Origin of the sequence: Microcoleus sp. PH2017_35_SFW_U_B, assembly GCF_020737865.1 — a bacterium.
Taxonomy (GTDB): Bacteria; Cyanobacteriota; Cyanobacteriia; order Cyanobacteriales; family Microcoleaceae; genus Microcoleus.
On record NZ_JAEQDE010000115.1, the window covers coordinates 1 to 17,931 of the forward strand.

Annotated in this window: 12 protein-coding genes and 1 pseudogene; 6 read left to right on the forward strand and 7 right to left on the reverse strand. The window is 44.0% G+C overall.

Features of this window, described 5'->3' with window-relative positions:
* The 4 genes and pseudogenes from JGK36_RS28130 to JGK36_RS28145 form a co-directional block, all read left to right on the forward strand.
* A pseudogene (locus JGK36_RS28130) lies at nucleotides 1-2,652 on the forward strand (Ig domain-containing protein group 2 domain-containing protein); the annotation flags it as partial.
* Between the two features lie 4 nt (nucleotides 2,653-2,656).
* Nucleotides 2,657-2,911 carry a cytoplasmic protein gene (locus JGK36_RS28135; RefSeq protein WP_293186102.1) on the forward strand — a complete coding sequence of 85 codons (255 nt, stop codon included), beginning with the start codon at nucleotides 2,657-2,659 and terminating at the stop codon, nucleotides 2,909-2,911.
* 771 nt (nucleotides 2,912-3,682) lie between these two features.
* Nucleotides 3,683-3,820 carry a hypothetical protein gene (locus JGK36_RS28140; protein ID WP_293186103.1) on the forward strand — a complete coding sequence of 46 codons (138 nt, stop codon included), beginning with the start codon at nucleotides 3,683-3,685 and terminating at the stop codon, nucleotides 3,818-3,820.
* 86 nt (nucleotides 3,821-3,906) lie between these two features.
* Entirely contained in the window at nucleotides 3,907-5,214 is a 1,308-nt protein-coding gene (locus JGK36_RS28145; protein WP_293186104.1) for a DNA/RNA non-specific endonuclease, read from the forward strand.
* A 115-nt stretch (nucleotides 5,215-5,329) separates the two neighbouring features.
* On the opposite strand, the gene JGK36_RS28150 is transcribed toward JGK36_RS28145, so the two are convergent.
* Nucleotides 5,330-5,803, reverse strand: a complete 474-nt coding sequence (locus tag JGK36_RS28150) for a pentapeptide repeat-containing protein (RefSeq protein WP_293186105.1) — start codon at nucleotides 5,801-5,803, stop codon at nucleotides 5,330-5,332.
* Between JGK36_RS28150 and JGK36_RS28155 the strand changes: the two genes are divergently transcribed.
* Nucleotides 5,796-6,623: a hypothetical protein gene (locus JGK36_RS28155; protein WP_293186107.1), complete on the forward strand. Its 828-nt coding sequence runs from the start codon at nucleotides 5,796-5,798 to the stop codon at nucleotides 6,621-6,623. The two genes, JGK36_RS28150 and JGK36_RS28155, sit on opposite strands and share 8 nt — an antisense overlap.
* A gap of 120 nt (nucleotides 6,624-6,743) precedes the next feature.
* Here JGK36_RS28155 and JGK36_RS28160 read toward each other — a convergent pair whose 3' ends face one another.
* The 6 genes from JGK36_RS28160 to tnpA form a co-directional block, all read right to left on the reverse strand.
* Nucleotides 6,744-7,256 (reverse strand): pentapeptide repeat-containing protein, encoded by a 513-nt coding sequence (locus tag JGK36_RS28160; protein WP_293186108.1) that lies wholly within the window; start codon nucleotides 7,254-7,256, stop codon nucleotides 6,744-6,746.
* Between the two features lie 54 nt (nucleotides 7,257-7,310).
* On the reverse strand, nucleotides 7,311-7,703 hold the full coding sequence (locus JGK36_RS28165) for a pentapeptide repeat-containing protein (protein WP_293186110.1): 393 nt from the start codon (nucleotides 7,701-7,703) through the stop codon (nucleotides 7,311-7,313).
* Nucleotides 7,704-7,904: 201 nt separating this feature from the next.
* A complete protein-coding gene (locus JGK36_RS28170; protein WP_293186111.1) occupies nucleotides 7,905-8,141 on the reverse strand; it encodes a hypothetical protein in 237 nt (78 codons plus the stop codon).
* A gap of 32 nt (nucleotides 8,142-8,173) precedes the next feature.
* Nucleotides 8,174-13,651 (reverse strand): AAA family ATPase, encoded by a 5,478-nt coding sequence (locus tag JGK36_RS28175; RefSeq protein WP_293186112.1) that lies wholly within the window; start codon nucleotides 13,649-13,651, stop codon nucleotides 8,174-8,176.
* A gap of 677 nt (nucleotides 13,652-14,328) precedes the next feature.
* Nucleotides 14,329-15,660 (reverse strand): ATP-binding protein, encoded by a 1,332-nt coding sequence (locus JGK36_RS28180; protein WP_293150090.1) that lies wholly within the window; start codon nucleotides 15,658-15,660, stop codon nucleotides 14,329-14,331.
* A 491-nt stretch (nucleotides 15,661-16,151) separates the two neighbouring features.
* Nucleotides 16,152-16,559: an IS200/IS605 family transposase gene (gene tnpA, locus JGK36_RS28185; RefSeq protein WP_293186113.1), complete on the reverse strand. Its 408-nt coding sequence runs from the start codon at nucleotides 16,557-16,559 to the stop codon at nucleotides 16,152-16,154.
* Nucleotides 16,560-16,836: 277 nt separating this feature from the next.
* On the opposite strand from tnpA, the gene JGK36_RS28190 reads away from it, so the two are divergent.
* Nucleotides 16,837-17,853 (forward strand): transposase, encoded by a 1,017-nt coding sequence (locus tag JGK36_RS28190; RefSeq protein ID WP_293198897.1) that lies wholly within the window; start codon nucleotides 16,837-16,839, stop codon nucleotides 17,851-17,853.
* The last annotated feature ends 78 nt before the right edge of the window (nucleotides 17,854-17,931 follow it).

Below are 17,931 nucleotides of genomic sequence, written 5' to 3' on the forward strand. Positions count from 1 at the left end.
CCTAAAGGTTTGGCAATAGCGAATGCTAAAAACTGGTTGGAATTAAAAGGACCGATCGGGGATAGCAAGAATGATAGCAATCCTTTAACTCCTACTTTTCAGTGGGATTTGAAGGGTGAGAATGAACCCTGCGGTCTTCCTGGTTTTAAGCCTGATACTGATGTCGATAAGGTCAATCTTTATGTAAGCGTTTTTCCGCAAGGGAAGGGCTTGTTGCCGGGCGATCGGTGGGATGGGTTAAATTCGACTGCCGACAAAGATTACAATCCGAATCGGGTTCTGACTGCTCAATGGGAAAACGGTACGTGGACTTGGGATGGGAAAACTAAGGCTGGTTCTTCAGAGGAGTTTACTCTTTCTAGCGATCGAATGTTGACGGCGGGTCAGGAATATCATTGGGCTGTGGAAGCTACGACGAATAAAGGGGCAAAAAAAGTTGTTACCAATAAGTTTAAGACTTTACTGCCGACTCCCATTTCTGGTGGCAATACTTTCAGCAGCGTTACGGTGTTAACGCGAGGTTTGGAGCCTGAAGGTAATTTGATAGATCGCCAATTCCAGGAGATGGCTTCTCACATGACTAAAGAAAATGGTTTGGTCATGCGTTATGACCGGGCTACAAACAAATGGGGGTGGGTGAATTTTGATGGCTCCACAACCTTCTCTCCTCCAAGTCATAAATTGGGTGCACCACTGACACTAATACCTGGATGGGAACAGTCGCCAGAAGCAACTGCATTTAACTCTGGCTTTACTGAGGCAGCCGCAGATGCCTTTTTTGCTTCACTGGTAGCTTTAAATCAAAATTTGGCAAACACCCTTTTCAATTCACCTATGCACTTTATTGGGTTTGGTCAGGGTGCAGCGATCAACAATGAAATTGTCCAGCGTTTGGGGAGTTATTTTCCCTTCGCTGGTGGTACTAACCTTGTAAACCGCGACCTCCAGATGACAACGATCGATCCTCATGATTTCGAGCAAAATTACTTAGTAGGCTCCTTAAAAAGCTTCCGCGATCCAGAAGTGAGAATCTGGGAAAATGTTACCTATGCCGATAACTATTATCAAGATGTCCCCGCTCTGGATGCACAGGAAACCAATACCCGTGCTGGTCGGCGAATTGCGGAGGCGGATTGGAACGTACACCTTGGTGGTTCTAATGGAACAGGCTCTCTAAATGGCTCGAGCCGGATTGGATTTACTGAACATAGCACGGATGGAAAGCCTCACACGCACGCTCTAACTTGGTATGGAGGAACAACTAACCTTAGCGGAAGTCAACTCCCCTCAAAGAATGGAGAGAGGATTTACCGCCGGCTTGGAGATCTGGAATTAGATAGTTCAGGCAATCCAACCAAACCTACGTGGTACACACCAGATCATACGAATGCTAATTTTACTCACGGTGAACAACGAGCTCCTTGGGAAGGTATCGGTACTGGCTGGTTTTACTCGGTACTGGGCGGTGGCTCTCAATTACGCCCCTATGATGCTAACGTAAGTAACCGTGTGCCCGTAACTGAGGACAACACCTACACAGACGAAACTATAGGTAACAAGATGCGAGGTGACTATGCAGTTCCCACCCTTTTCAATGGTAATTTTGACGCCAGCAAACGTTTTACATATCAGAGCGTTCCAGGCTGGTCTTTTTACAACTCTTTAAGTGTATCCGACAATCCTAATGTGTCGCAAAGACATCTGCATGAACGGGATGAGATTGATACCTTTTTAACTGAAGAGCAAAGAAAATTAAACTACGGTTTAGCCGGACAAAACAATACCTTGAAGATGGGAGGTACTGATGGACCTAAAGAAATAATTCATAATCTCTTTCTTGTCCCCGATCAAAACAGCTTACACGATAGTTTGAAGTTCGACCTGCACGTACCCCAAGACCAACTCGGTGCGGGAAGAAAAATTACGGTTTCTATGCAAGCAAACGTAGCTGGTTACGAACAGTTTACGTCAATAGGAACTATCGATTTAGAGCGAGGAGTATATGAAAAAAATAGCTCTCCGGAGGAGCTCGACAGCAATATTCGCAAGATCGGTTATGGTACTGAAGGCTTGGAAACTTTCTACCTAAATGTCCCGCAAGAACTGCGCGGTAAGGTAGCTTTACTCAAGTTTGAAATCAATGACGGCACTGTTTACCTTGACGATATTTCTTTTGGCAAGAAGTGGGAATCTTCTATGACTCTCGCTGAGGCTGAAGAATATACAAAAAATAGCTACAGCAGACGCGTGCTCTATCATGGAACTAACCCAGTTCGTGCTGCTAGTATTGCGAATGGTGGTGTAAATCCTGCTAGGCTCGCAAGCGGTTTCCTCGGAGAAGGTTTGTATGTGACAAATCAGGAGGAGAGGGCTAAGGATTTTAGCATTGATGAGAATGGCAATCTAAGGAAAGGTCCGATATTAAAAACCGTGCTGAACATAAAAAACCCCAGAGTCTATCCGGGTTTAGAGGAATTTTTCGAGGAGGCAAAAATTTACGGTAATACAATTGGTAAACAAGGATCAGAGGCGATAGATAAATATACAGAGTATCTCAGATCTCAGGGGTATGATGCGATCGTGACTACCCCAGAATTCATGCAATATTATTTAGTTTTCGACCGCAAACAAGTAGTTGTTGTTAAGGAGTAATCAAATGGCTGAATATAAACGATGCCTTGACTGCCGTCACTTGTTAGATGGCATTGTAGACGAGATTCCAACTTGTCGCGCCTTCCCTAAAGGAATACCACTAATTTTTGTCGTCGGAGGTGGAGAACATATAAAACCTTTACCCGACCAAGGCAATACAATTGTTTATGAGCCAATAGAACACACAAAACCTTTACCCGACCAAGACAATACAATTGTTTATGAACCAGCCGAAAAACCTTTTTGGCAGACGGAGTGACAACCGAGTCAAAAGCCCCATCGGTAGCGGATTTGGTAGATCCTGCTTACTTTAACAGAGGATACTCATTGTTTGGACCGGGACTTTATTTATCAAATGATATAAGGGTAGCCGAAATCTACAGCACCGATGATGCCGTATTAGATATAACGTTAAATGTAAAAACTCCCCAAATATATTCACATGATTTTGCCTACAAGTCCAGCTTATAAAACTACCGTTTAACTAATGGTTTACAGTTGTCAGACCAAGAGTTAATTAATCAATATGCAGAATATTTAAAATCTCAAGGTTACGATGCTATTCAAATAGGAAATCCTCTAGTTCCTTGGAGAAAAAGCATCCTAGTTTTTGACCCAAAACAGGTAGTAGTTGTTCGTCCTTAATACTCCAATGAATAAAAATCAAATGAGCGAATATAGAGGGTGTCGTGGTTGTCGGCATTATTTAGGCGACCTAAATTGCAGTGCCTTTCCTGAAGGAATACCTCTGATAATAGTATCAGGGGAAATTCAACATACTAAAGTTCTACCCAAGCAGAAGAATACAATTGTTTATGAGGCAATTAAAAAAAGTACAACAGACAAAATGGAAGAGTAAAACTAAAATTTGCTGGGCAGAGCCAGACGCTAAAAACGTAAAATAATGATACGAGCTGTAAAAGTTTAGATTAATTTATAGATCGTATTGTTGTTAAGGAGTAATCAAATGGCTGAATATGGAGGATGCCGTGCCTGCCGTCACTGGTTTCATGACGTGTATATAAACGAGATGCCAACTTGTCGCGCCTTTCCTGAAGGAATACCACTAATTATTTTCGTCGGAGAAGAACACACAAAACCTTTACCCGATCAGGACAATACAATTGTTTATGAACCAGCCGAAAAACCTTTTTGGCTGACGGAGTGACAACAAGAGTCAAAAGCCCCACCGGTGGAGGATTTTGACTCTTGTTATTGGCGAGGAAAATATAGAGGAAAACAGGAGGATGAAGGTTGGTATCTTTTGACCAGTGTCGGCACTTTAAGACAATCAATGTAAAACTTGAAACGATCGACGGTCAAAGTAAAGATGTAATCGTCAATCTTGCAGAAGATGCAAATTTTTTGATCGACGCAAGTAACTACAATCAAATTCAGGATATTAAGGACATCTACTCGGATATCGAAAATAAGATTGGCTTTGGCAGAAAAGGATTTGAAACCTTCCAACTTAAGTTAAACCTCACTGATTCAGAAATCGCAGAGTTTCGAGGGAAGCCAGCGAAAATAACCTTTTCTTTAAACGGCGGTGATTCCGTTTACATAGATAATGTTTTCTTCAAGAGCGACCATCTCAAATTTGGTAATCCCACTGAAGCTAGATGGAATCCTAGCAATAGTACATACCAAAACAACTTGCTGCTTGAAAAACCACAGTACGCAGTGTCTTACAATGCTGATACCAAACTTGCCAACTGGGTAGGTTGGAAAGTAGACAAAACATGGGCGACAAGACCAGATACACAACCAGGAGAATTACCCAATGGGTTAATACAAAGACCTGAATTTATAACCGATCCCGATTTATTAGCTAGTGGCTTGTTTACCTATGATGGAAATATCTTTACGGGGTTAGGAATGGATCGAGGTCATTTGTCTCCTGACAGAGATAGAGTGAGACATCCCAAAGACCAGTTAGCAACCTACCTAACCACTAATTTGATTGCCCAATCAATGGATAACAATCGATTTTTTGTTCCAGGAAGCAACTCTCCAGCAGATGCTTCAGCTTGGTTTAATATAGAAGATAAAGTGATAGCCCCCCGAGTTGCTCAGGGGCAAGAGCTTTACATTTTCGCTGGAGCTATTGGTAACGATCCAAATCTTCAAAAGAAAACCAATGTTCCCGAGCTGCTTAATCGGATTGTAGATGGAGCGTATATCAATCAGGGAAATACAAGCCCTAGCAATTTGTCAAACCGACAAATTCACATTCCTCGATGGACGTGGAAAACAATCATGGCTGTGGAACAACCAGGAGCCGAAGTTACTTCGTCAAACATAGAAACTTTCGCATATATGACGCCTAACGTAGCAGAACCAGATTGGAATTTATCCTTAGATGGGGTTGCAAATCCGCTTAATAATGATGTGTTTTCTCCGTTTTTGAACAGCGCTCGCAGTAACATAACTAATGCAACGGCTTGGAGAAATCCTGATACTTGGAGAGTTACTCTCCCAGAACTCACAAATATTCTTAACGAACGTAACAAAGTTCGCAACTATGCGTTTGATTTTGATTTCTTTTCAAATCTGCCATAAAATGTTCAAAATGCCTTGAAGGAGCGAGGTAGATAATCTCCTCCTTCTTGACATTTTGCTTCTTTTAGTGGCAGAAAATCATCCTCTAACAACTTTTGATAACCTTGTTATAATTTCATACTTCTCTGTTAGTGTTGTGAGAATAGAGATAGGGATTGAAGGTAAAACCCGGTATGAAAACTCCGTCTTGCCGAATAATGTCCCGAAACTCGCAAGGATCTTCTCCAGTTCCACCCAGCTTAGCACCTTGAAAGTTAATTCGGGTGAAACGAGCACAAGTTAGGTTACACGTCGCGCTAGTATTGGCCCCTCTCAGATCGCAGTCAAAAAACCGAGTGCTTTCTAAATCAGAATCATAAATTTTGGCATCCGTAAAGTTACAATACCAAAACTGAGCCGATCGCAACTTACATCTATGCAAATTGACTCGGCTCAAATTAACGTAGTTAAATTGAGCGCCAGTCAAGTCGATATTTTGCAGTTCAACCCCGCTCAAGTCAGCGTACTCCAAAATGATGTTTCTAAAATCTCGATCGCCAGCCACATATCGTCTGAGTAATTCTTCTACAGCAATACTTTCTTTGTCCATAACTCGACTCCTGCATCTATTTACACAATCAACAATAGCATCGTCACTTTACAATTCGGGTTTTGCTGAGGCAGCCGCAGATGTTTTATTTGCCTCAATGGTACAACTCGATTTGGAGAAGGGCGGTTCTATCGGAAAGGAGGGTAAACTTTATGATAGTACGGGCAAGTTAATCCGCAATCAAGGATCTGTTTTCAACTCGCCGCTACATTTTGTTGGTTTCCGCAATAACACAGGTAGCTTAGACCCAGACATTTCGCCTGCATGGTCTGCAATAGAATCAGGATTAGTTGACCAGCTAATTTTTGATTACAACAAAAAACTTGATATTACTGCTGGTGTTTTTGATACTAAAGAACAGAATTGGTCGGTTCAGCCAAAAACTAGAGCACCTGAAGCACTTACGGAAGCACAAAATCAGGGAAATACAAATCCCACAAATTTAGAAGCTAACGGAATTCGGATTCCTGGATGGACATGGAAAACAATCTTGGTTTCCAACAAATCAAATCTTGGGGTACAAGATATTCTTGGCAGTTACACGTACATTACGCCCAACATACCAGAACCTTACACGAACTGGATCGGGCAACCAGCAGTCCCGAATCCACTTAATCAACTGTTAGGTGAAAGCCGCGATCCCATAACAAGTGCTGAACAATGGCGAAGACCAAATACATGGAAGATTTCTATTAATCAGCTTGAAAGTCTTCTGAATACTCAGGGTTCTGACAAGGTTTTTAACTTTTTGTCAAATCTTCCTGAAGATGTTCGGAATCGAATTAAACAACAAAGCGATTTCCAGTTTCCACCTCCCTAAGTCCAACTCGCTTGGGATTTACGCAGAACTATTTTGAAAAATGTTCAAAAAATGACTGTTCCCTCAATGCTCTGCGTAAGTCCTATTTTATTCAACCGATATATTCACATGGCAACTTCTTCAAAATCTATCATTCCTAATCTTTTGCGGGCGTTCTATCCAACGTTCACTAGAATTGATTGGTCCGGGGATAAATTCTCCACTTACCCAAGTGGTGTTACAGAAATACATATCTTCTTCGACACCAAAAAAATTTTGAATACCCTCAAGATTACTTCCTGTAAAATCAGGAGCATACATATCAAGCAATCCCAAATATGCACCTCTAAGATCGCAGTAAATTATTTGAGAATCGCGCCATTCGCAGTTACTTAAATTGGTATTCCTCATGTCACTAAAAACAATACGTTTAATGCCACCAAAATTACAATCAGTCAATTTAGCTCCGACCAAATTTACGTGGCTGAAGCGAGTTTGCCACAAAAAATTAACGCCAGATAAACTAACATTACTGAGATCGACTTCATGCAAAATTATATCCTGAAACTCTCTTTCACCTTCATCATAAAGTCTGAGAAATTCCTGAACATCTGTCAGTCTGTGAGGATCGGTTTGTACCTGACCATTAGGCATAATAGTTTGACAAAAAATAGTATCTTTTGTCGTTTTAATATCAGTAATATTAGCTCATGTTAGATTAGCCCCAATGAGAGCAGTACCGCTTAAATCAGCACCATTCAAATCCGCATTAGTTAGGTCAGCATTAGTTAGGTCAGCATTAGTTAAGTTAGCGTTTCTGAGATTAGGTCCTCTCAAGTTCGCATTGAGCATGAAAGCCGATACTAAAGAAACTTTTTCCATATTGGCATCACTCATATTGGCATTGATTAGGCGAGTCCGCCCCATCTCAAAGTCTACCCATCTCAAATCGGCCTGGCTGAGATTGATATCAATGAAACAAGGCCACTGAAGACGAGCGGATTTTAAATCAATCCCTGTAAAGTTTCGCTCTCCGGCTCTATACCGTTGAATCATATCAGCTCCAGCGATGCGTCCCTTGGCAATTTCTTGAAGACTCATAATTATTGTCTAAATTAGTTTAGATCTTGTATTATATAGCAATTTTAAATTATTTCCCAAATGACACGCGAGAAAGATGATTGTACTACAAGGATTATACTCTCGATAAATTTGCCACTGATTTAGGACTGCTATATCTATTTGCCTTATCAATAATAGCAACTTTACTGGTGTATTTCATGGCAGTTGTTAATAGCAAAATTATCCATATCGGGGGACTTTGTTTCCTAAGAGAGGCGGGATTTTTAACACAAATCCCGATCGGCAAATGATATCAAATCCGGTGGCATCGGAATTAATATTACCCAAAGTCAGGACACGGCGCAGTGCCGTTTCCCTACAATTAATCGGGCGATCGTTACATCTGGTACGATCGCGATAGATTATTTTGCGGTAGGGAAATGGCTTTTGGAGTGTCCTCCGTTCCTTAACAGTCAACAGTCATCCGTCAACCGCCAACAATCAAATGACTAAAACTGAGGTTTTGCGACCACCCCGTCGCAGAGACGCCGATCGCGATCGCTCACATTAGGATTAGTTCTAAGATAATCCCCCACCCAATCGCAGCCCCTCACCAGCAAATCATCAAGATCCAAATTCCACAAAATTACCCGATTATCCTTGCTAGCAGAAGCCAGAATTTTCCCATCCGGGCTAAAACTCAAGCCCATCACACTATCCTTGTGACCCGTCAAAGTTTTCAGCAACGTCCCGCTGCGGCTCCACAACTTCACCTTATGATCGTAACTGCCCGAAGCAACCAACAAACCATCCGGGCTAAAACCCACGCTAGTCACACTGTCGCTAGAACCCTTCAGCAGCGTCGCTACCAAAGTTCCGTCCACCTTCCACAGCTTCACCGAATTGTCGTAACCAGCCGAAGCCAGCATTTTGCTATCAGGGCTAAAAGCAACCCCCAACACAAAACTATTGTGAGCCCCTTCAAAAGTCCTCAGCAAACCACCGTCCCGATTCCACACTTTGACAGTGCCGTCATCGCTTGCAGAAGCCAACATCGAACCGTCAGGGCTGAATGTCACCCCAGTCACCCAGCCTTTGTGTCCCGTCAAAGTCTTAATCAACCTGCCCTGTCTCGTCCAGAGTTTCACAGTCTTGTCCTTGCTCGCCGAAGCGATAATCTCGCTGTCGGGGCTAAAATTCACGCTCATCACGCTGTCGCCGTGTCCTTCGAGGGTAAACAGCACAGAAGGCGAACACGGAAATAGCGGCGCCGAAGGACAAGGGAGACTATTACTCGTCGCATCTTTGTTCAGACTCCAGACTTTCACCGTTTTGTCGTAACTCCCAGAAACCAGTAGCTGTCCGTCGGGGCTGAAATTGACGCTGGCGACTCTCTGAGTGTGTCCTTCCAAGGTTTCGAGCAAAATCCCCGTGCGGCTCCAGAGTTTGATAGTTTTGTCTGTAGAAGCAGAAGCCAGCTTTTGGCCGTCGGGGCTGAAAGTAACGCTTTGCACCCGGTTTTGGTGTCCGTCGAGGGTTTTGAGGGGCACATCATCGAGCCGCCAAAGTCGGATAGTTTTGTCAAAACTTGCCGAAGCCAAAGTTTTGCCATCCGGGCTAAAACTTACCTGAGTAACTCGATCGGCGTGTCCCTCAAAAGTTCTGAGCAAACGACTGTCCGGTTTAATATTGCTAGCATCCGTTGGACGTTTGTCGCCAACACCAGCCAGACTCCAGAGTTTGACACTCCCGTCTGCGCTTCCAGAAGCAAGTGTTTTACCGTCGGGGGAGTAACTGACACCAAATACCCACTTGCTGTGTCCCCGCAAAGTTGTTAGCAGTTCGCCCGCCTTTGCCTTGGCTGATTTTTTTCGGGCTGGGTATTTTATGGCAGCGATGCTCCAGATTTTCACCGTTTTGTCTTCACCGGCACTGGCGATCGTTTCACCGTCGGGGGAAAAACTGACCGTGTAAACTTTGGAGGGTTTTTTGTTTTCGCTGTGCCACAAATTAGCGATTAACCTGCCGTCAGCATTCCACAGTTTTACAGTGCCGTCATCGCTCGCCGCAGCGATGATTTTACCGTCGCGGCTGAAGCTGATCCAATTTATGGGAGCTGGTTGTTCGATCGTTTGCAGCAACGTACCGTCGGTTTTCCAAATTTTGATAGTTTTGTCTGTAGATGCACTGGCGATCGTTTGGCCGTCAGGGCTAAAAGCAACAGTGGTAACGCTATTAGTATGTCCCGTTAAAGTGGTCAGCAAAGTGCCGTCAGTTTGCCAAATTTTGACAGTTTTATCTAAACTTGCCGAGGCGATCGTTTTATTATCGGGACTGAAAGTGACACAGGAGACACTGTTAGTGTGTCCTTTGAAAGTAGCCAGCAAACTGCCGTCGCGCCGCCAAAGTTTCACGGTTTTATCTACGCTAGCAGAAGCTATTGTTTGACCGTCTGGACTGAAACCCAGACCCCAAACTACGTCACCGTGTCCCTCCAAGCGGTTGCGTTCTTTGACGCCATAAACTGCCTGCTGGAGGGCAGCAGCAATCAGAATTTCGGTGTCCTTGAGGCTGTGCATTTCTTGGGAGCCTTCGATCTGTCTCCACTTTTTACCCGCTCTCAAACTTTCTAGCATGGCGTCAAATTTGTTGTTTGAGAAATAAAGAGCTTCAGAAGCTGCGGTGAGGGTACTGATTTCGGCTCGCTGAGTTTGAGCGACAGCTAGCTGTTTTTGACCGACTGCCCGCCACCAAAAGTTGACGGCGGCGATCGTGGAACTCGTTAGCAATAGGACGCCGATCACTGCTACTCCTAGCATTTGTTTGAGAAAAGTATTGGCTCGGTAGAGCTGTGCTTGACTCATCTTTTTGTCGGCTTCTGCTTTGTGGAGTCTGGCTTCTAAGCCGAATCTTTGGCGGATCGGCCGCACTAAATAGTCGTGTACCAATTGATAGCGGTCTTCGGGCGATTCCCGCAGCAGAAATAGCAAACCGTGACCGACTAAAATGTCTAAAATCAAGTCGAGGTTGTCGGTTTTCTTTTGTCCGCTTTCTGGTTCTTTTGCGAACTGTCGCTGTAGGGAAATTCTGCCTCTGCTGCCGATCGCCAATAATTCACTTTCGCCCCCATCTGCCGGCTGCTGGCCTGTCACTAAGGACAATTCGTTTTTGGTTTTAATCAGCCTCACGCCTCTTTCATCCGTCAGGGAAAACAATATTTTCCAAGCTGCGTCTTCGTTAACCAGGCCGCAGTCAGAGATCACTCCTTCGAGCGATCGCTTCACTAATTCTGCTTTGGGATTGGCGCCCAATTGCTGGTATTGTGCTAGAGTCGTAATACCTTCTTCTTGCAGTTGCGCTCCTACTACCTGCAATTCGATCGGTCTCACTTCTTGCAGTTCGTCTGCTAAATCTTCGACGAAGGCATCGATCAGTGCCGGTTCTAAATAATATTCTGCCCGTTTCGTTAAGTGTCCGATCACAGCCCGCGCGTCTTTTATTGAAAAACTGCGTAGTTGGTAGCGGATGCTTTTGTCGAGAATATTATTGTTAATGGCGTCGAGATCGGGGAAGCGATCGCAGTCGAGCAAATAGTGCAAGTAATCTTCGCGCAAGCACAGAATTATCTTGACATAAGGCAGGTTCAAAAACAAGCGCAAAAAGTTATAAAAAAGTTGTCTTTGTGCCACTGAAGTCGAAACAAAGAAAAATTCTTCAAATTGATCGAAAATTAGCACAGTTAACAAATTATTTGTGGCATTTTCGCGCAACTGCTCTATAATAAAAGAAGAAGTTTCCGAGCCGCGTTCTGGAGAAATAGAGCAACTGCTTTTGTGGATTTCCTTTAGTCCTTGAGCGATTAATTGCGTTTCATCTTCGGCTTGTTTGTCGTACAGCGCTCCGTTCAAAGCGTTTTCTAATTCCACCAGCCAGTCGGTGTAAACTTTGATAACTACTGGCAAGGCATCCCGCGCGCCCGGAGTAATATTTTTCAAAGCAGGTACTAAGCCGGCATTGACTAGAGAACTTTTTCCAACTCCGCTGGGCCCGTGAATAATAGTTAATTTATGATCGTCCCTGCTAATTCTTTCGAGCAATCTATTGATATCTTTTTGGCGGGAATAAGCTGTCATTTCCGCTGCGATCGCAGCTTGATTTTGAGCTGAGGGGCTCGAAGGATTGACAGCTTGACGCTGCTGTTGCAATTGGCTGGCTCCGATAAAAGCTCTAAATCCGTATTGATACTCGATCGATCGCTGGGTTTTTTTAATCCGGAAAGCTTTGAGATACTCTCCCTGCTCGAAATAAACCGCTTGGAGTTCTGTCAAAATATCGATGTAAAGTCGGGGGTCGTACTTGGGCTCGCTTTGATTTTGAGCCAACTCCAAAGAATGAACCGCCGCTTCCCACTGACCTAGCTCCCGCAAACTTCGGGCTAACAGTAAAAGATACGAACTGCGATCGGATTTGGGATGTTGGATTTTAGATTTGGGATCGTTACTGAACTCGTTAGTACCCACGAATTCTGGATAATTTCCCGCAAATCCCAATCTCAAATCTTCAATCAACAATCTTAAATCATTAGGTGTTTGATCCAAAATCGCCAAAGCCAACTCGGCTAGCTGGCGGGCTTGACTCCACCTGGACTGTTGCAGGGCAACTTCAGCCAAAAACCCGTAATCTTGAGCTAATTGGCTGGGAGTACCGTAGGTGAAGTGCAACTGCAAAGAATTTTCAGCTAATGCTTGCAACTCTCCCCAAGCTTTGAGGCGTTGCAGTACCTCTCCGAGGTGTGCTGTCACCTCAGCTACCAATTCTGGGCGATCGGCAAGGGAGAAAGCGTTTCTAGATTGTTCCAGGCTAATCCAAGCTTGTTCCCAGTGGTGGCGGTTGGCTACCGGATTTCTGGCTGCTTGCAATCTGTGACACAGGGCTATGTGAAATAGCACTATGCCTTCTCTCTCTAAAAATAGGATGTTGGGGACAGGATTCGACAATGAGGAGCAGAGGGTCGATCGATTTTCGGCATATTCCCAGTTTGCCAGTTCCCAGTTGCCGGTTTGCTGCTGCCAAAATATTAAGCTTTCTTGGTAATGAATTAATGCTGTTTCAGTTTGGTCGCTGACATAGTAATCTCGACCCAGAACGAATTGCAGGCTGGCTTTCAGGGCGGGTTCTAATTCTTGACCGCGATTTTGTAAATCTCTTAAAGCTAATTCTAGTTCTCGGCGCGACAAAGAGCCGATCGCCAAATCGAGGGTATTGCCCGGACTCAAAGGCGAATACGAGTGGACATCTAATTGTCGTCCGTTTTGCAGTTGAGAGTTAAAGGTGAGAAAGCGTTCTCCGGAGCTAATTTGATGCTCCTGGGCTGGTTTTTCCCAGTCGGTTTCGCAGGCGCAAAAACCTGGTCGGGTGCCGGCTGTACTGCTGCCTAGTTCTTGATTTATTTCGCCTACTTTAAATATAGTATCGGCTTGCTGTGCCAGGAAATTAATTAATTCGTCAACAGCCATTTCAAATTTAATGGTGGCGGCGGCCCAACTTTTGAAGTCCGGGGCCAGACGAATCATTTTGGTCACAATGTCATCTGTTACCCACAAAATCACCGGACAGGAAAAATTTTTGCGAAATTCATCTCGCACTTGATTGGTAGAGGCCATCAATTCGTCGATCGCTACTACTGTTTCCAAACCAAATACCATCAAAGCTGAGGCAGAACCTACAGCCGAAGCCCCGTTCTGAAGCGTGTTTGCCTGGAGGGTAGTGTAAAGGGTTTTGACGGATGCTGGCAGGACGAGATCTTGAATTGGAACTGCGGACATTTCTCGCAGCCGCTGCGCTATGTGCTGCCGCAACTGCTCGTAGTTGCAGCGCACTAAAATTAGCGAAAATTGCTGCTGAGACATGGCGATGGATCTTACCAGAGTTTTGAGCGATCGCTCGTTGTAGCTGGCAGTTTCTTGTTGTTTAAGTAGATCGGTCATGCGTGCACCCCTTTTGCAGAAATCAATTACCTAACGATTGCCGATCGTGACGGAAACAGTATCTACTTAGAGATGCCCGTATCGGTCTGGCGCTTTATATCTGTAGGAATACGTAGTTTTTCGTACTTCTCCTATGAATACTTACATAGTCATCAGGTTTAATCTAAAAACATCATAGCTCCCAATCTCAGAGAATGGGAAACTTGACAATAAAAATTAAACCTAGATCAAATATTTTTTAGTCAGCTACAGATAAAATCCTCCATTCATCAATATCAGACAGCTAAATGTATCGATAATACCAGCGACTAGCTATTAGTAAACAATAGGTATATCTGTAGCATATATTTGGAAAAAAGAAAAAAAATTCGTCATGGATGCTCGCTCCAGACTAGGAGCAACGGATCAATACATACCTACCTGGTCTGGCATGGGAGATATGACAGTTGAGGTTGGGGAAATTTATTGTGTGGTGACAAATATTTATGGGGCAATTATATGCGCGGCGTAAAGACCGCATTTAAGAGAAATCAGCCAGTGGGAAAAACCGCTGACTGCGTGCTTATTGGATTGTAGAAATTGGGAGTTTTGAACGGTAAATTTTAAGTTAAATAGTTTCCAATTTACTCGCCGCTAACGGATCTTAGAGTCGAAGAATGCGATCTCAAAAATCCCAACTATTCTTGGTGATTTCGTTGCTGCCACTCCTGATATTTTCTGGTTTCTGCTAGGGCTGGATTGATGCCAAACCAGCGACCTTCTTGATCCCGGTATTCAAAGACAAACATACTTCGCAACAAGATTTGAGATTCTTCTTCGCCGGTTACACTTTGTCGGTTGACGACTTGAAACAACAATTCCCATTCCGTGTCATTGATGGCTCCCAAAAGGTCATCGCGATATTCTTGAATGACGCTTTCGAGGCATTCGCGAGAGAAGGGGGGATCTTCATGTTGCAAACAGCTATACAAAAGCATCAGTAGATTGCGAACATGGCCACCGCTAATCCGGCAAAGCCTGTCTAAAGTTTCGGGAGAGTCAAAGACTTTGGAAATCAAATCGATGCGTTGGGCGGGAGCGACTGTGGGGAAAGCTCTAGCCAATACGAGCTGCCGCAGCAGTGCCATTCCTTCGATATGATCGTCGCCCGATCGCCTCAGCACGGGTACCATCGGCATCACCTTGGGTTTGACTCCAAATCGACTGGCGAGACGGCCAAAGTCGTTAGAAAAAATCAAAGTCAGGGGAATGGTGTAGACGACGTGGCAATTGAGTTTTTTCAACTGTTCGCCACGGTCTAAAAACAGGTATTCTGGCTGGGTGCGTCCGCTGGGTTTGAGTGAGGCGTCGAGGCGATCGAGATTGTCAACAATGACTGCGAGGCCTTTTTTGCCTTGTTGCTTGAGTTCGGCGTTAGCTCTGTCGAGGAGTTCTTCGTTGATCGACTGCAAGATGCTGTTGGTGCGGGGTTCGAGATATTGCCTGAGTTGCGATCGTAGTTTGGGAGAATCTTTAGTTTTAGCAGTAACTCGAGCAATTCCTATAGATAACTCCGCTTCCGCTGACAAATCTATGGGAGTCTGCAAAAATTCTGCCACTTCTGCAAACAAATTGGTAAAGTAGCTCGGTCTGAGTTTAATTTTGGCGGATTCCATCGTTTCGCTGACTTGGCGGGCAATGCTCAGCAAAATATCACTGATGTCTACATCGCCCATGTCCAAGTCTTGGGAAGACTCGAAGTAGACGACGCAAAAACCATCTTGCTCTAGCTCAGCTTTGAGTCGAAACAATTCGGTAGATTTGCCACAGCCGATATGCCCTGTAAATAGCTGACAGGTTGGCTCGTCGGGGGATATCCGGGTGATGGTTCGCTGTAAAGATTCAATGATTTTGCCACCCCGCACCGAACCAAAATCAATGTAGTATTGATAATCTCCTGGGTCTCCCGCGACAAGGGTCTTGCTCGGGTTGCAGGCTTTATAAAATCTGTCTAATTCGAGTGCGATCACAATTGAAGCCGGCTAAAAGTTAAAAGAGTTAATCGAAAGTCTAAACTTTCTTTCGTTGAGTTTAGTTTGATTTGTCACCTTTTGCGGTGTGGGGTAATGCCCTAAATACCCAAACAACCTCTATCTGCTAATCAACCGGACGGCGCGGGAATTTGGAATTTTTAATTAAGAAATTTTAATTACCTAACTGAATCAGTGAATTTACGGATATTTGCCCTGCTTATGGGTAATTTCGCGGGGATCTGGGTGAACTACTCATCGTCAAGCGGGATACCGCTATGACGGGAGCTTCCAACTTCAAGCGGAACAGCATCCAGCAAGACCGAAATCTTACTCCCGTTGACTTACATTCCGTCCATTGGCAGTAGCACTGGTTCCCAATGCCAAAATCCGCAAGGCTTCATAAAACTAATACGGGATGCGGGAAACGAGCGAGTCTTTAGACCTGAGAGGGAAGCGACGCTCTTTACTTCAGTCAAGAGTGTTCTTTCTTAATTAGCTGAATGATGCGGGTCTTCTATGTATTTCTTCACCACTTCACTACTGATATTACCTGCTGTACTCACAAAATAGCTGCTCGTCCACAAAGATGGCAGCTTTTTCAGTTCCGGGAATTCCTCCCGCAAAAAACGACTAGAACGACCTTTGAACAACTTAACTACTAAGACAGGGGTGTCCGTTGGCTTGACGGCTACAAACAAATGTACGTGATCTGGGGCCACTTCTAGCGCCAATATATCCCAACCTTTCTCAATTGACAACTCTAGGAAAATCTGACGAGTTCTAGTCGCCACGTCGCCCAATAAAACTTTTTTGTGGCGCTTGGGGATAAAGACAAAGTGGTAGTTTAGTAAGAACTTAACGTGGTTGTGCGTTTTGTATTCGGCAAGTGGCAGCATAAATAGTTTGTTGATACAAATTGACGTATCCACTATACTCGTTTAGAATAAGCAAATCAACCAATATTCAGGAAAACAGAGGTGCCAAAAAAACGAAAAGCAATGGGTGTTCAGCAAGTATTACTGTCACCAGACAAAGAACTTCAAACATTACTAGAATACCTGTGCCGACAATCCAAAAAACTGTAGAACAGTGGTGTATATTTGGCTCGCCAAACTTTTTTTTAAAACAGGAAAGCTGTTGACTGGAAAGTTCGACTTATCTTTTGAGCCGTCAGTGGCAAAATCAATGGTTGCTAAGTCGTTGCCATCAACGCCAATGCAGCAAACATTGATGTCGGTCGCAGAAGCCTTTAAATCTTTTAAAGAATTAAGAGATTTGTATATCAAAGGTCAATTATATTTTAAGCCCAAGCCACCGGGATACCTGAAAGAGCCTAAGTTGTTCAAAGTAGCTTATCCAAACTCAGGGGGCTTAAGACCTAAACTTATTGGTAATCAGCTAAGATTCTCCTTGGGATTGACGGTAAAGCGGTGGTTTGAAGTTTCCGAATTCTTTCTGCCTATGCCGTCAAATCTTGACTTTTCCAAGGTGAAAGAGTTTACGATTCTACCTAAGAATGGTGCTTTTTATCTTGAAACATCTTACGAGGTTGAAAAAGAACAACACAGCCTAGACATCGATCAAGCGTTATCAATTGACTTGGGAACTGCTGACAATTTAGCAGCCTGCATTGATACATTGGGAAATTCTTTCTTGATTGATGCTCGCGCTATGAAAGCAATGAATCAGCTATGGAACAAAAAAGTAGCAACTAGAAAAGAAGGAAAGGCAGAAGGTTATTGGGATAATTGGCTAGACCGCGCAACCCGAAAACGCAACCACCAAATGCGCGATGGCATTAACAAGACCGCGAAGTTGATTGTTAGCCATTGCTTGGAACACAGCATTGGCAACATTGTTTGTGGCTGGAATCAAGGCTTTAAGTCTAATGCTAATATGGGTAAAAAGAACAATCAAAAGTTTGTTCAAATGCCTTTAGGAAAGTTGAAAGACCGATTAAATCAACTGTGTGACTTACACGGCATCAGGTTTATTGAAACCGAAGAAGCATATACATCCAAAGCTAGTTTTCTTGATGGAGACTCCCTACGCAAGTACGGTGAAAAGCCAGAAGGGTGGAAAGCGTCGGGAAGACGAATTAAGCGTGGATTGTATCAGTCTGCCGATGGAACCGTGGTGAATGCAGACCTAAATGGTTCTGCCAATATCCTCAGAGTGCGATTCGTTTAGCTGAAACCCTTGCTATATAAGCAATGCGGAGGATGGCTAGCCAGGGACGACCTGGATAACTGAGTGGAACATGATGGT

Excerpts from the sequence above, each read along its gene's own strand:
- JGK36_RS28135 (WP_293186102.1), top strand. The coding sequence starts at position 2,657 with ATGGCTGAATATAAACGATGCCTTGACTGCCGTCACTTGTTAGATGGC.
- JGK36_RS28140 (WP_293186103.1), top strand. The coding sequence starts at position 3,683 with ATGCCAACTTGTCGCGCCTTTCCTGAAGGAATACCACTAATTATTTTC.
- JGK36_RS28150 (WP_293186105.1), bottom strand. The coding sequence starts at position 5,803 with ATGGACAAAGAAAGTATTGCTGTAGAAGAATTACTCAGACGATATGTG.
- JGK36_RS28160 (WP_293186108.1), bottom strand. The coding sequence starts at position 7,256 with ATGCCTAATGGTCAGGTACAAACCGATCCTCACAGACTGACAGATGTT.
- JGK36_RS28165 (WP_293186110.1), bottom strand. The coding sequence starts at position 7,703 with ATGAGTCTTCAAGAAATTGCCAAGGGACGCATCGCTGGAGCTGATATG.
- JGK36_RS28175 (WP_293186112.1), bottom strand. The coding sequence starts at position 13,651 with ATGACCGATCTACTTAAACAACAAGAAACTGCCAGCTACAACGAGCGA.
- tnpA (WP_293186113.1), bottom strand. The coding sequence starts at position 16,559 with ATGCTGCCACTTGCCGAATACAAAACGCACAACCACGTTAAGTTCTTA.